Source organism: Lysinibacillus sp. NPDC092081, from assembly GCF_044755845.1.
GTDB lineage: Bacteria > Bacillota > Bacilli > Bacillales_A > Planococcaceae > Lysinibacillus.
Genome location: NZ_JBIVRU010000031.1, coordinates 1 through 15442, shown reverse-complemented (window position 1 = coordinate 15442; position 15442 = coordinate 1). Strand labels below are relative to the sequence as shown.

The following is a 15442-nucleotide window of genomic DNA, read 5'->3' as shown; positions in this document are numbered from 1 at the left end:
GGGCTTTGCACTTAGCTAACACTACTTCTGTCTTCATGGCTGACTGGTACCCTATAGATTACGACCATGCTAGGCGCGCACAATAAAAAAACAGCTTGCGATTACAAACTGTTTTCTCTAGATATTATTAATATGAATTTTTTAGAAGACGCATTTTGATTCTCTAATTATTTCACGTACAGAAAGCGTTTTTGAGTTACACATCTTACAATACAACTTTACATAAAAATTAAGAGTTTAATTAAATACAATTGAAGAAAACTAAATACATTTTAATCGAGTTGTTCTAAAAATATTTGAATTTCATGTGCCATATGTTCAGCTTTTTCATGATGAATGTAGTGCTTAGTGTTTTCATAAACTACTTGCTTCGTATTTGTAGATAACCCCAATAATTCTGTTTGTGTTTGTGACCAATTTTTATAGCCATTATTCGTTGCACTAAATAAAAGTAATGGAATATCCCCTAGAGTCCCATTTTGTAATATTATTTCTCCATTAGAGCTCATCTCTTGTATTTCGTTCTCCATTGTAGAATTGTTCATATTTTTTATGGCCATGAATTTTTTTATATCTTGTAAGTCCTTTGGTAAATTATCAATATCAATAAAAACCTTATCTAGGACTCCTGTTTTAGATATTGCATTAATGAGTCCTGTTTCACCGATGCTCTTTATCGTATTCCAACTAATTTTTTTAGTAAATGTATATTTAAAGTTCTTTGCGTATGTTGGACTAATGCCATCAATAAAAACAAGCGCTTTTATTTCTTGCGGGTAACGCTGTGCATAACGTATTGTTTCTAAGGCCCCCATAGAATGTGCTACTAGCACATAAGGCGGAGCCTCATTCACTCTTTGAAGCGTTTCTCGTAATTCATCTACCATTGTATCAATATTGCGATCGTCAGCTGTTTTATCGCTCCAGCCATAGCCAGGACGTTCATATAAAATGATTTCATATTGATCCTTTAATTTACTATATAGAGGATAGAAATCAGCATAAGGAGAAGTCGTTCCACTTCCAGGTAGCAATATGATACTGGAATTACTTTTTGATAATTCACCCGTTTTAAAAACATGAATATTATGATGATTGATTTCTACCATCTCTCCAGGTATTGGGTACTTACTCATGTTATTCATCTCCATTTTATACGTAATCCTTGTTACAAGCAGCAGTATTGCGATGATGAACAAAATAATAAAAATGTGTTTTTTCCGCACAATCTTCAACACCTACTTTAAATTAACAAGATATTGATACAAGTAATTGACTGATATTACAGTAGTTTCTTTTGGAAACTTTTCATGCTGTGCACAAATTGTCAGTTTATAAGGCTTTTCAATTTGTTCTTCATAAAAAAAATGTGGTTGATCATATAAATGTTTATCTTCAACTTTAATCAACTCCGAACTAATGTGAAAAGTAAACGAATCTATAGATTTAGATAAACCTAGGCCTAATTTTTTCAAATAGCTTTCTTTCAATGTCCACAATCGATAAAACAAATCTATCTTTTCCTTTTCAGGTGTTTGAAGAAGGAGCAATTGCTCCTTCTTTGAAAAAAACGCACTCATACCATTAATGTCTATAGGTAGTATTTCTTCAATATCAACCCCAATAGGCGTTTGATCAATTACGCACACACCCCAACTACCAGAATGAGAAAGATTAAAATGAATAGATGAGCCAGGTAAGAAAGGTTTTCCAAATTGATTTGTTTTATAATACATCTCCTCAAATTTCATTCGATACAATTTATGTAACATCACCCTAAGTAAGACATGTGTGCTCAATTTTAAGTCTCGATCACTTTTTCTCTTATATCTTAAAATTTTCTGCTGCATGTCTTCGTCTAAAGTGTCTAAAAAGAGCGTATACACTTCTTCTGATAAAGGCTTTGTGATGTTAATTGCAAAGCTATTCATCTTATCCACCAATTTTTTCATGAGTGATATTATTCTTTTCAATCCATTGTTCAGATTCGATTTCCCCATCTAATAAACGAATGACTCTGTTACCATATAAAGCCGCGTCTTGTGAATGGGTTACTTGAATAATAGAAATATTCTTTTCTTGATTTATTCGTTTGAAAAGTTCCATTACGCCCGTACCCGATTGGCTATCCAAATTACCAATTGGTTCATCGGCTAATAATAACTTTGGCGAATTAATCAGCGCTCTAGCAATAGCTACGCGCTGTTGTTGCCCCCCAGAAAGCTCATTAGGCATATATCTTCGACGATCTTCCAAACCAACAATATGAAGCAATTCATCCAATGTATCCTTATATTCTTTTGCATTTTTTCCATCCATCAACACGGGCAAAAGAATATTCTCTTCAACATTTAAGTTAGGAATTAAATTGTAAAATTGAAAGATAAATCCTATTTCAGTTCTCCTCAATTTACTAATTTGTTTATCCTTTAATACATGCAAATCTTCATTATTAAAATGGATCGTACCCGATGTAGGATTGTCTAACCCCCCTAACAAATATAGAAGGGTACTTTTCCCACAGCCTGAAGGGCCCATAATCGAAACAAATTCACTCTCATTCACACTAAATGTAATATCTTTTAAGATTGGAATTTCTAATTTTTCTTTTTTCAATAGTTTAGAAACATTGTTAACTGTTAAAATTGGTTTATTCATCAAAACATCCTCTCTTACCACCGTTTGTGTTACACATACCTTTTTCAGTAAAGAACAGTTTTAATCAAAACGAAGATAATCTACAACACGCATCTTATAGAGTTTAAAGATTGGGATGAAGAGGGTACATAAAAATAGTAAGAATAAAGAGATTATTAAATAACTAGCAAACTGATATGGATAATCAAAGGAGAAGGCAATGCCTACGCCCCATAAAAAATCAGGAAGCATTTTGGCAATTATAAAGCTTAAGAAGAAGGCTAGGAAACTTGCAAACAGGCATACCCCGATTGTTTCTACTATGAACATACGGACAAGTTGCATCTTACTCATACAGACTGAATGTAAGATTGCCAATTCACGCTGCCTTTGAAGGAAACTAATAAGCAAATTATTACCGATTCCAAATCCAGCTAATAATACTGCCAAAATAATTAAAATTTTTAGTACCATAAACAAGTTATCGACACCTTGCATACTTTGTTCGATGTTTTCTTCCAATGTTCTTACTTGAGATGACGTATTCATTAATCTCTGTGAGATACTTTTACTTACTTCTTGAACATTGCCATCCGTTTTCAACAATATTTGGAACGGTTGAGTAGAAATATCCTTTTGAAAATTCTCCAAACTAATCATGGCTACACTTCGGTTTGTCGAAAAATTAGCAGCATCCATAACACCAATGATTTCGTAATCTTGAAATGCTTTCCCTTTTACTACAATCTTTACCTTGTCCCCTATCTGTAAGTTATAGAGGTTTAAAATAAATTTATCAACAATCATATAATTCCCTGTAAAAAGTTTCTTGCTATCAACTTCATTATATTTAACACCATCTTTATGGAATTCCTTGAACACTTTATTTGGATCTAACCCAATATAAGTGATATGGCCAGTTTGCCCTTTTCCCGTTTGAATTTGTTCAAAGCCTAAATATTCTTTGTAAGGTTCTATTACACCAGTCTCACTCTTTAGAAAATCGTATAGATTTTGGTCTTTTTCCAGCGAGGTAATAGAAATGTCAAAATCATTAGCATTAGAGATACCTGTCATGTAATTTTGAACACCAATAATAACAGTATAAATTGTGATGATAAGGGTAAGAACAACCGTAATCAGCGTAATATTATTCCGTAACAAACGATTATTTTCTAGGTTTTTAAATCCAAATTGTAGATTATATGATACGAGCGAACGTAAGATCTTAGTCCCTAGAAACACAGACCATCGGACAAGATACGGAACAAAAAGAATTCCCCCAACAAATACCATCAAAATACTAATAAGCCCCATAATCAAGTTATAATTAGTATTGAAATAGCTTATTATTAGTGCAGTTCCCATAAAACCTATTCCCCATAAATACCCCAACTTTGAATAGCCAGTATTCGTTTTAAAATTATTCATAAGGATTTGTTTAATGGAAACATTGCTTAATTTAAGAACAGGGATAAAGCTACTTAATATCGAGACACCAATAGTAAAGACTAAGGTCAAACCAATATATATCCATTGGTTTGGGTTCGAAAAAATTGAGATTGTTTCATCATAACTATTCAACACTTCAAATAAAATAGGACTGACCGCTAATCCAGTGCCAATACCAACGATTCCGCCTATGATTCCAAAAAAGAAACTTTCTGCTAAGAGCATAAGGCGTATATGCCGTTTAGACGCACCGATACTTTTAAATGTTCCAATAACTGTAATTCTCTCTTTGATAATAACATTGAATAAAGAGGAAATAATATAAAAACTAATGACAATTACAATAAGTAACACAAAAAATAATGCGAGAAGAATCGTATTCGTTTGATCTTCAAGAGTTTGATTGTCATACACAGATGCAATAGAAAGTGAAGGATTTTGTTCTTTTAATTCATTTACCACTTTCTCTACTGCTATGTGATCTGATACCTCTACATAGCGTACATTTACGGCATTAGATACCCCATATAAATCGTTTGCTGTTTTAAGTGGAATCACCACTGATTTCGTTAATTCACTTTCTTGAGCAAAAAAGCCCACCTTCTTCGCTACAGCAAAAATTGTAAACTGTTCATCCATTCCGTTAACATTTAATAGGATTGTATCACCTATTGAATATCCTTCCTTCTTCGCCATATCCTCACTTATAATAACTTGTCGTTCTGAAAATGATTCACCTGATAGTCGTGAGTCAATTTGCAAAAGCCCTAATGCTTCCGCTTCTTTAGGGATAAGGCCGAACGTATTAACTTTAAGAATAGTGTTAGAACTTTCGAGGCTATTAATGCTATAGAAAACATCTAAAGTACTCTTTATATCGTTATGCACTACATTAAGAGAATCAACATTTAAAAAGGGGCTTTCTTGGTCCTCACTTGGCATTATTGAAATGTCAATATCCCCATATGCGCGTTGAATATGCGATGTATAAGACGCCTCAAAATAATCCCTGATTCCTAAATTAATAAATAGTAAAAAAGTTGTCAGAGAAAGCGCCACAAGCATTATGAAACTTCTAAACTTCTTTTCACATATATTTCTCCATAAATACTTCAAAAAAATTGTCATCTAGTAAATTCCCTCCTTCCTTATATTTAAGTACATTCAATGAATAACAGAAAATAAATATTCTTCTATTAGCTTAGTAATTTCCTTTGGATAGGAATGAATAAAAAAGTGATTTCCCTTAAACATGTGTAAAGTGATAGGGTCATGTGCAAGAGATTGCCATTGTAAAAGTTCACTTTTTTCGATCTTATCTTCTGTTCCTCCTAAAATTACGAGCGGACAATGTACTTTTGTATACTCAAAATTAAATTGATATTCCTCAAGTATTTTAAAATCTGCCCGAATCATAGGTGAAAAATAATCCATTAACTCATTTGAAGCTAGTACTTCCTCTGGTGTCCCTCCTTTTCTTCGCAACTCATTTTTCAACTCTTTGGTTGGAAGATTCGATATTACATTTCTCTTTTCAAAAAGAAAGGGTGGTTTACATCCAGAAAGAAAGAGGGCGTTTGGAAGCCCTTCTTTCCTCTTTAAACGTTCATAGTAAGTTTCTAAAGCAAGCAATGCACCCATGCTATGCCCAAAAATAAAATATCTTTCATCCTTATTAACGTACTGATTTATTTCATTTGAGAGTGTTTCTACAACTTCTTGGAAATTCTTACAAAATGGTTGCCCACTTTTCATTCCCCGTCCATTTAATTCAAGCGGTATTATAGTAACCTCATCACTAAAATATAATTTCCACTTTAAGTAAGATACTGCGCTACCTCCAGCAAAAGGAATTAAAAATAGTTTCAATGCTCCTCAGCCCCTTTCCAGTCAGTAGTTGAAGAAATGAATGAGTTTTTATGAATAAGTAGATACCGCCAACTATAGAAGCATAAAATTAATAAAATTAGCGTAGAAATCACAATCACATATAACCAGTGTACTTGTTCAAGCAAGAATCCATAAATTAACACACCAATTGGAATTGAGATATTTAGCGCAGATGTCGCAACACCAAATATGCGACCTCGTATATTTTCAGGAACCCTAGTTTGAAAGTACGTATAAATTGGAATGATGGAAATCGTATAGATGCTTGCTACTAATAAACATGCCACACTATAACCGATAACCAACTGGCTTTTTGAAAGTACTCCTAAATGAGTGAGTAATGGAAACATCCAAAAACCAACTCCAATAGTTAAAGCTCCTAAATATAAAGGAAATCGATTAATAGATTTTTCAATAGAGTTATTCACGCTAATATAAATTGCGCCTAGAATGACCCCTATCCCTAAAAATGCTTGAATAATTGATAGTTGGAATTCACTTACTTCTAACACTTTATACGTGATGTATTGGACAACTAGCATCGTCAGAGGCATATAAACAAAATTAAGCATTAACAAATTAATTAAGAAAAATTGAATGATTTTTTTCTTTTTTATATAAGAGAAACCAAACTTCAAATCTTCTATATACTTTGTAGAAGATACATTTTTATTGTTATATTTAAATTGCAGGAGCATCGAAGCAAATGCGCCAATTAAATACGTAATAGCATTAATCAATACAATAAATTCGATTCCTAAAATAACATATAAAGCACTGCTGATAAGTGGGCCTAGAATATTAATAATGGCACCCATTGATTGAAACATTGAATTGGCTTTAGGTACATTCGTTTCTTCTAAAAGATTCGAAAGTGAAGAATTAATGGATAGATTTAAAAAGGTTTGGATAATACTTATGCAGATGACATAAACACTAAATAACATTACATTAGCATTGTTTGTATCTTGTAATATAAAGAAAATCACGAACACCAAAAGGCTACATAAAATATCTGAAATAATAATGATTTTCTTTTTATCGTATTTATCGACAATTACACCAGCAAAGACATTCATAATAGCCCCAGGTAAAATGGTAAAGGTTAAAATTAATGAAAAATAGGATGCTGAACCTGTTACGTCTAAAATATATAAGCTCAACGAAAATTTAAATACAGCCATACCCAAGTCGCTAATCAGACGACTTATGAACAATAACAAGAAATTTGATCTCGGAAAACCGTTTTCAATAACCGTATTATTTTTCATATTTTTCCACCTCTATATTGCTTATGATGGCGCATTCTTGTTTAAAGAAGTTAAAGAGATTCTCTTTTGAATCATCAAATGGTAAAGACAGATCAATTTGAATGACATCATTCGAATAGCGAGTGGCGAAATAAATATTCACGGACTCTTCCATATTCAATTCATGCATCAAGCGTTTATACAAAAGTTCCTCGAAAACATCCATTTCTTGATCTTCCATTTTTCCTTGGAAATTGAAAATTATCGATGTCGTTTGTTGCATTTTCTCGGTAAAAGCGGCTACTTTAGGATAGCGCTTCGCTATTTTCTCATTCATTGTAAAATTAGAAAAATTCAAGTTATACCGTTCAATAATGTCTATGTTACTTTGAATATATTCTGTTACTTCTTTATTTGCTAACTTCGTTGGGTCCATATAAATAGGGATTAAATCAATAAACTCTCCGACAGTATTAAAGAATTTTTTCTCTCTATAATTTCGGCCATAATAAAAGATGGATACAGGTAATGACGGATTTTGGAGATACTTGTAAATAAATTTTTCCAATAATTCAAAAGCAGTCGCCCAGGCATTATCCTCATTAAACTCCTCATGTCGATTTTCCGTTCGAATTTCAAATTTCAAATATGTTGCATTCGATTTATCAAATTTCTTAATGCTCTGATGGAGCTGCTTTGTCCCCTCCTGGTATTGATTTAAAGAAAGTATGTCTACAATCTCTTCATCTGTTATATGAACTGGCCCCATTCGAACTTGCTCGACAAACGCTGCATAGTTCTTTTCTACATCAATATCAATCCACTCGTCATTTTCAATTTTTTCGTAGTACTCTAAAATATTTCGTTTCACTATCTCACCACTCATTGCGTCAAAGATCGAGTGATTAACAGGTAAGAAGAGATAATAGTTCTTTTCATCTTCTTTAACTAGAGCCATTCGATAATAAAGCTTCTCAAACTCTTCATAAGGCTTGAAGAAATAATCCGAGACAATCTTCTCCATTACTTTTTTACCCGTCTTTTTTGTATACTTTGAAATATCGACGTACGGAACTGTAACTGATTCGGGTGCTTCATACTCTTTCCAAAACAACTCACCTTCTCGTTCATACAATACATTTCGGAAGACTGTTTGTTGCTTTAAAACATAGTGAATAGCTCGATTTAATGTGTCCATTTTTAAGCCCGTTGTAAACTTTAAAAGCGTTCCTGAATAACGCTCTTTTCCTAAAAAGTAATACTCAATCGGTGCCAGTCGATATTCTTTGACAACATCTTGTGTAAGAATTGTTTGTTCAAATTTTTCATGAGCTGCAACAAGATTTGAAATTTCCCCTGTGATTTGCACATCTGATAAGTTACGTAGTCCAATCATACGGTTAAAAATTTCGTCTGATACCGCTAAAGGTTGTTTTTGTATTTCGTGTTCCTCTGTGAAAACAGCCCGTAAAGATTTTTCCTCCAAAATATAATTTGGCAATAACTCATCGTGAATCCACTGATTGACACATACATGCAAATGTTTTTTCACTTGATCATTTAGCTGCTCTACGCTATACACATTGTTTAGCTTGTCATTAAACATGAATTGATAGATCCTTACGGACTGTTTCAATTCTTTCTGTATTTTTTCTTCGGCAAGTTGAATATTTGTCAATTTCGTATTACGTTTTCCAGTTTTTATGATATAACTCTCTAATTCAGCAATTGTTTGGTGATTAAAAATATCATTAATCACTAGTTGAATATCAAGCTCTTCCACTTTAGAAATCATACGAATTGCTTTTATAGAGTTCCCCCCTAACAAGAAAAAATTATCAAATATAGAAATAGTCTCTTGTTGCAAAATATCTCGCCAAATAGTCAACAGTTGCGTTTGTAATTCCGAGTGGGGTTCAATAATATTCTCTTCCTCTTTTACAAGCTTGCATGAATAATTAAGCAATTTTTGTCTATCAACTTTTCCATTAGGAGTCAATGGGAGTTTTTCTAATTGATAAAAATAATCCGGCACCATATACGAAGGCAAAACGGCACTTAATTGTTTCTTCAACACTTCGAAAGGTACATCAACATTTAATATAGTGTAAGCCGCTAATTGTGTATCTTCATATTCATCTGTTGTAGTGATAACCGCAGCATCAGCTACCTCTGGTAAAGAAATTAATTGTTTCTCGATTTCTGCAAGTTCAACTCGATAGCCTCGTACCTTCACTAGGTGATCTTTTCTTCCTATAAACAGTAACTCATTATTGTCTAGTAAACGGACGATATCTCCCGTTCGATAGAGTCTGCCGGGACCTAGTTTAGGCTGTTCAATAAACTTACTCATAGTTAAATCTGGTTGTTGATGGTAACCGCTTGTTACCCCAAGTCCTCCAATAAGCAATTCACCAGGAACACCCATCGGAAGTAATTGATTTTGTTCATCTACTACATACACCTGTGTATTAGCAATGGGTTTACCAATAGTAACAAGTGAGGCATTCGTTAATTCTTTAATTGTTGACCAGACCGTTGTTTCAGTAGGACCATACATGTTATAAATTTTTAATTGCTCATATTTTTGTAACGATTGAAGGAGTGTCGATGGAAACTCTTCGCCCCCGACTAATAATTCTGTTATATGATGTAAAGCTTGTCTTCCTTCATCAGTATCCAATAATAACTTCAATCGCGATGGCGTAATTTGAAGCATTGTCGCTTTTGTATGCAATATACACTCAGCCATTTTTCTAGGATTCATTTGCTCATCTTCGGTCGCAAGAATAATAGTTAATCCTTTCGATAAAGCTAATAGACTTTCCAAAACAAAAATGTCAAAACTAATAGTTGTTAAAGACATTAATATCTTGCCGGATTGGAAGTCAATCTCGTTCGCCATTCCTTCTATAAAATTGCGAACGTTTTGATGATTCACAATGACCCCTTTTGGTAAACCGGTAGAACCCGATGTATAAATAACGTATGCGTAATGATGTGGCATCACCAATGGCCAAGGGATAGAAGGTCCTTCCCATTTATCCACCTCGCGAATATGAATGAATTCTACTTCATTAGAAATACTTGGTAACTCAACACCCTCGTCATAAAGAACAAAACGTGTTTGACTATCAAGTAACATATAGTCTTTTCGCTTGGATGGGTACGTTGGATCAATTGGTAAATATGCAGCACCAGCCTTTAAAATGCCATACATACTATAAAGTACTGCTTCTGAACGAGGCATCATAATACCTACAAATTCATTTGGTTGTAGACCTTTCGCAAGTAGAAATTGTCCCAAACGTTCTGCCTTTTCTTGTATATCACTATAGTTATAAGCAACCTGATTAAAAATAACTGCAGGTGATTGTCGTAAAATAGCTACTTGTTCTTCAATGATGGAAACGTCCGTTATAGGAAGATACGTTTCATTAATTTCATAAACCAATTGCTCTTCTTCTTTAGAAATAATGGATAGCTCACCTATACACGTTGTAGGCTCTAAAGCAATATGATGCAACAACGTAAGGAAATTTTTGGCCATTCTTTCTATAGTCACTTGATTCCATAACGACTTAGCGTATTCTATATCGATTGCTAAGGTATCGCTCTTTTCTATCACGTTTAATGTAAGATCTGTTCGTGCGGTATTACTATCAAAATGGATTGGTGTAAATGCCATGCCACTATGTTGAATTTCCTTCACCCCTACATTTTGCATCATAAACATAGCATTAAACATAGGGTTTCGGCTTAAATCTCCAGGAAGTTTTAATTCATTGAGAATGTCCTCAAAAGCAATATCTTGATTTGCGAAGGCTTCGAGACTTGTAGCCCTAACATTAGAAAGAAAATCAATAAATTTAAGCTCCATTTTGGGACTGTTTCTTAATGGGATTGTATTGACAAACATCCCTATCAATTCATCTTCTTCCCGTTGTTTACGAATCGATACAGGTGTGCCGGTAATGATATCTTCTTGTCTTGAATATCTAGCTAAAAGTACCTGATAGGCTGCTAAAAGCACCATAAATAACGTACCATCTACTTGATTTGCTAAAGTTTTTAGCTGCGTTAATAGGTCCTTTTCTACTGTGAAACTGATTTTTCCTCCATGAAACTGTTGAATGTTTGGTCGTACTTTATCAGTTGGTAAGTCTAAAATCGGGAGTTCTCCGCTCAATTTCTCCTTCCAATACTTCAATTGCTTTTGATAAATTGCTGTCTCTTTAAAATTTTGTGTCCAAACAGCATAGTCCTTAAATTGAAATGGAATTTTCTCTATAACCTGTCCCGCATATGCCTTCAGTAATTGATGTAGTAAAATTTCTGTGGATTTACCGTCACTAATAATGTGATGCATATCAAAGAAAAATACATACTTATCCGGCTTTAACAGAAGAACACTTGCCCGTACTAATGGCGCTAGCTCTAAAGAAAATGGTCGTATTCTCTCTTGAATAAAACGCTTTATGTCCATTTTTTCATCCGTCACAACTTCAAGTTCAAACTTCACGTCTGGATGAACCACTTGAAAAGGCTCTCCCTCTATAAGATGAAACGATGTTCTGAAGCTCATTTGCTGCTGAATAACATTGTTAAAAGCTTGGTTTAGAATTTTTAAATCTAATTCCCCTTCAATCATGAATACACATGGCATATTATAGACCACTGACGCTTCATCAAGTTTTGAAAATAAATAAAGTCGGTTTTGGGAAGAGGTTAATGGATAATGTTCTTTCAACACTGGTACCAATGGCGGTAACGCTTGCTCTTCTAGATTCGATGAAGATTGAAGAGAATAAAGTTTCTCTTGTACCTTTTCCGCGAATAAACTCAATTTAGGTGCTTGCATAATATCTGAAATGGCTAAGTTTAGTTTATAACAAGTATTCAAATGGCTAACAATTTTCGCCGCAAAAATCGAATCTCCACCAAGCTCAAACAAATTGTCATCTACATGAACTACCTTCAAGCCCAGATAATGCCCCCACACATTACCGATCATTTCTAAAATTTCACCATTTAGTTCACTAGCTATATCATTTCCCTCAATAACGATGGATTCAAGTTCATCTTCTGCCAAATCAAATGATTGTTTTGCAGTTCTTTCCACAAGTTTATCTGGAACATTTATCCAACATCGATGCTTTGCATATGGGTAGGTAGGTAAATTACATTTCTCGATTGTTTTTCCATTGTACAACTCGCTCCAATCCACTGCTTCATTTTGAATGTACTTCAAAGCTATTTTTTTGACTAGCTCATAACGCAAAACAGAAGTTCGCAATTGCGTTTCTTCATTCATCGTATGGGATTTAGGATTGAATGTAGGTTGAACGATTAATGACTTTCTTTCTATAGCCCCGTAAAAAATACCTGTTTTTTCATTTGTTTTAAGGGGTTGTTGTAATAAAGAGCGTAACTGCTGTCTTAATTCTGCTACGTCTTCGAAAATAAAGGCTAAACGATAATGATAATGTCCTCGTCCTACACTTGCTGTATAACAAAGACTTTCTAATGAAACATCGCTTTCTCTCTTTAAAAAATCTAAATATTTTTTTACTAATGTATATAGCAGTTCCTCATTTTTAGTCGAAAGCACTAAGATATATGGGCCTAAAACAGATGGTTTAGAAGAAGCGCTTTTTTTAGGCGCTTCTTCTAAAATCAAATGACAATTTGTTCCACTTAAACCAAATGAGCTGACTCCTGCTCTCCTAGGATATTCACTTTCTGGCCACGATTTTAATAGGTCATTAACATATACAGGTGACTCAATGAAATTAATATGCTTATTCGGACTTTCAAAATGAACTGTTGGGGGAATTTGTTGATTTTTAATTGCAAGTACCGCCTTAATTAATGAAGCAACACCAGCCCCATGATCTAAATGCCCGATATTTGATTTCAAAGAACTAATTGCACAAAATTGAGTTTTGGCTGTTTGATTTCGAAAAGCCCGTGTAATCCCTTCAATTTCAATAGGATCCCCTAGCTTAGTCCCTGTTCCATGCGCTTCAATATATGCTATGGATTCTGCTGGAACGTTTGCAACCTTTAAAGCTTTCCTAATGACTTCTGCTTGAGCAAGTACATTAGGTGCAGTAATGCCCATTGATTTTCCATCATTATTTGCAGCGCTCCCTTTAATAACGGCATAAATTGTATCCCCATCTTTTAATGCTTGTTTTAAAGGTTTTAATAAAACAGCTCCAACTCCCTCGCCAATACCCGTTCCATCTGCTCGACTGTCAAAAGCTTTCGTTCGTTGATTCCCTGCTTCTACCCCTAATTTTTCTTTAGGTAAAATAGGAAACATGTTGATTTTAACGCTACCCGCTATTGCCATGTTACAATCACCATTTTGAATAGCCTTAACTGCTTGATGGACAGCTAGTAATGAAGAAGAACAAGTTGTATCAATTAACATACTTGGGCCTTTCAAATCTAAAATGTGCGAAATTCGACTCGCTATTATTGGCAAAATATTCCCTGTTGTCGCTAAAGCAAGTAGAGACGGTTGCACATCTGAAATCATCTGACGATAAGCATTGACAGTTGAATTGTCATAGCCAACATATACTCCTACATGTTGGCCTATCAGTTTCTCTCCGCCATAACCAGCATCTTCAATAGCACTCATTGCTGTTTGTAAAAATAAACGTTGGTTCGGATCCATTAACTCTGCTTCTTTAGGGGAAATTTGAAAAAAATCATAATCAAATTCATCAATATGATCTAAGTAACCTGCCTGAGCAAATTCGCCTTGAATTTCTTTCCCCATGAATTCTATATAATGTTTTACGTCTTGTCGTCTGTTCTTTGGAAATGGCACAATACAATCTTTTTTAGAAGCAATATTCCCCCAAAATGTATCGTAATCATCGGCTTGAGGCATTTGTGCACTCAAGCCAATTATCGCGATCTCATCTATTTGGGTTGCAGGCTTATTCATTAAAATTTTGAGTAATTGAACCGCTACTTCTTTATCAATTTTTCCCTGCTTTGTGTTTTCAAGGACATACTTAGTTTCATTTGTCATAATCATCCTCCAACTTCTCTAAACTCTTTAGAGCATGTTCGAAACTTAAATCTCCACGATCTAAAGCTTCAATGATATCAGTAAGTTGCTCTTCCATTTCTATTTCTATTTCTATTTCTAGGTTTTCTACGATTACTTCTGGGATTCCTTGCTCAATAAAAGTAGCTAGTTGTGAAATGGTTGGGTGAGCAAATAAGTCCGCTACAGAAATTTCTTTGTCAAATATTTGCTTAATAGCTGTTTGCACTTGCATCAGCTTGATAGAATTCCCACCGATTTCAAAGAAATGATCATGTCGATTAAAGAATTGATGATTTAGTTTTTCTGCCCAAATGATTGTCAGTTTTTCTTCAGTTTCACTCATCGTATGCTGGTCGTTATGCTCAGTAGAGCTGGCTATTTGATTTATCACATGTTTTAATTGTTCACGATCCAATTTCCCTGTTTTTGTATAAGGGAGCGTCCCTAAGTGATAGAAAGCACTTGGTATCATATAGTTTGGTAAATGCTGAGTAGCAAAATGTCGCATATACGCTTCTGTAAGTTTGGCATCACCGGTATAAGAAAGAACTAGCATTTTATTATTTTCATCTAATATAAGTGCTGCAACTTCATTTACACCACTGATTTTTTCAAATGCCCGCTCAATTTCGCCCAGCTCTACACGATACCCACGGATTTTAACTTGGTTGTCCATTCGGCCTAAAAAGTGTATCTCACCATTTTCTTGCCATACCCCTTTATCCCCTGTTCGGTAAATACGCCCAATAGCAATATTAGGATGATTGACGAACTTTTCTTCTGTTAATTGTGGACGATTCAAGTATTGTTGCGCTAATCCTCTTCCTCCGATAATAATTTCACCCGGCACACCGGCTGGAAGAATTTGAAGATGTTCATTCATAATATAAACTTGTGTTCCAGGGATTGCTCGTCCGATATTGCCTACTGTTTCAGCAGTCATATCTCGTTTAAAAGTTGCTACAACACTACCTTCAGTCGGCCCATATTCATTTATGATTTCTATATGTGGACATGTATTTTCCACTACTTGTAACGTTTTCTCCGTTACGCGATCCCCTGCAAGTGTTACTATACGAACGCATGACCATTCTTCCGCCGTAATTCCTTCTAACATCGCGTCAAACAATGCTGGAACCGC

The 15442-nt window shown here is 34.4% G+C and carries 8 protein-coding genes; all 8 read right to left on the bottom strand.

From position 1 onward, the window contains the following. Positions 1–272 precede the first annotated feature (272 nt). Positions 273–1226, bottom strand: a complete 954-nt coding sequence (locus ACIQLB_RS23775; protein WP_400731179.1) for an alpha/beta hydrolase — start codon at positions 1224–1226, stop codon at positions 273–275. Between the two features lie 12 nt (positions 1227–1238). After that, positions 1239–1931 (bottom strand): 4'-phosphopantetheinyl transferase family protein, encoded by a 693-nt coding sequence (locus ACIQLB_RS23770; protein ID WP_400731178.1) that lies wholly within the window; start codon positions 1929–1931, stop codon positions 1239–1241. A 1-nt stretch (position 1932) separates the two neighbouring features. Further along, a complete protein-coding gene (locus ACIQLB_RS23765) occupies positions 1933–2658 on the bottom strand; it encodes an ABC transporter ATP-binding protein (protein WP_400731177.1) in 726 nt (241 codons plus the stop codon). Positions 2659–2718: 60 nt separating this feature from the next. Continuing rightward, the gene (locus tag ACIQLB_RS23760) at positions 2719–5217 is read right to left on the bottom strand and encodes an ABC transporter permease (protein WP_400731176.1); all 2499 of its coding nucleotides are present in this window, start codon (positions 5215–5217) and stop codon (positions 2719–2721) included. Positions 5218–5253: 36 nt separating this feature from the next. After that, positions 5254–5958: a thioesterase II family protein gene (locus tag ACIQLB_RS23755; protein WP_400731175.1), complete on the bottom strand. Its 705-nt coding sequence runs from the start codon at positions 5956–5958 to the stop codon at positions 5254–5256. Further along, entirely contained in the window at positions 5955–7250 is a 1296-nt protein-coding gene (locus ACIQLB_RS23750; protein WP_400731174.1) for an MFS transporter, read from the bottom strand. Before ACIQLB_RS23750 ends, ACIQLB_RS23755 begins: the two co-directional genes overlap by 4 nt. After that, positions 7240–14280, bottom strand: a complete 7041-nt coding sequence (locus ACIQLB_RS23745) for an amino acid adenylation domain-containing protein (RefSeq protein WP_400731173.1) — start codon at positions 14278–14280, stop codon at positions 7240–7242. Before ACIQLB_RS23745 ends, ACIQLB_RS23750 begins: the two co-directional genes overlap by 11 nt. Then, positions 14270–15442: non-ribosomal peptide synthetase (locus ACIQLB_RS23740; protein WP_400731172.1), on the bottom strand; the 1173-nt coding region annotated here is incomplete at its 5' end. The genes ACIQLB_RS23745 and ACIQLB_RS23740, both read right to left, overlap by 11 nt.

Bases quoted from the DNA above. Each gene is read 5' to 3' on its own strand.
- ACIQLB_RS23770 (WP_400731178.1), bottom strand. From the start codon at position 1,931: ATGAATAGCTTTGCAATTAACATCACAAAGCCTTTATCAGAAGAAGTG.
- ACIQLB_RS23750 (WP_400731174.1), bottom strand. From the start codon at position 7,250: ATGAAAAATAATACGGTTATTGAAAACGGTTTTCCGAGATCAAATTTC.
- ACIQLB_RS23745 (WP_400731173.1), bottom strand. From the start codon at position 14,280: ATGACAAATGAAACTAAGTATGTCCTTGAAAACACAAAGCAGGGAAAA.
- ACIQLB_RS23760 (WP_400731176.1), bottom strand. From the start codon at position 5,217: ATGACAATTTTTTTGAAGTATTTATGGAGAAATATATGTGAAAAGAAG.
- ACIQLB_RS23765 (WP_400731177.1), bottom strand. From the start codon at position 2,658: ATGAATAAACCAATTTTAACAGTTAACAATGTTTCTAAACTATTGAAA.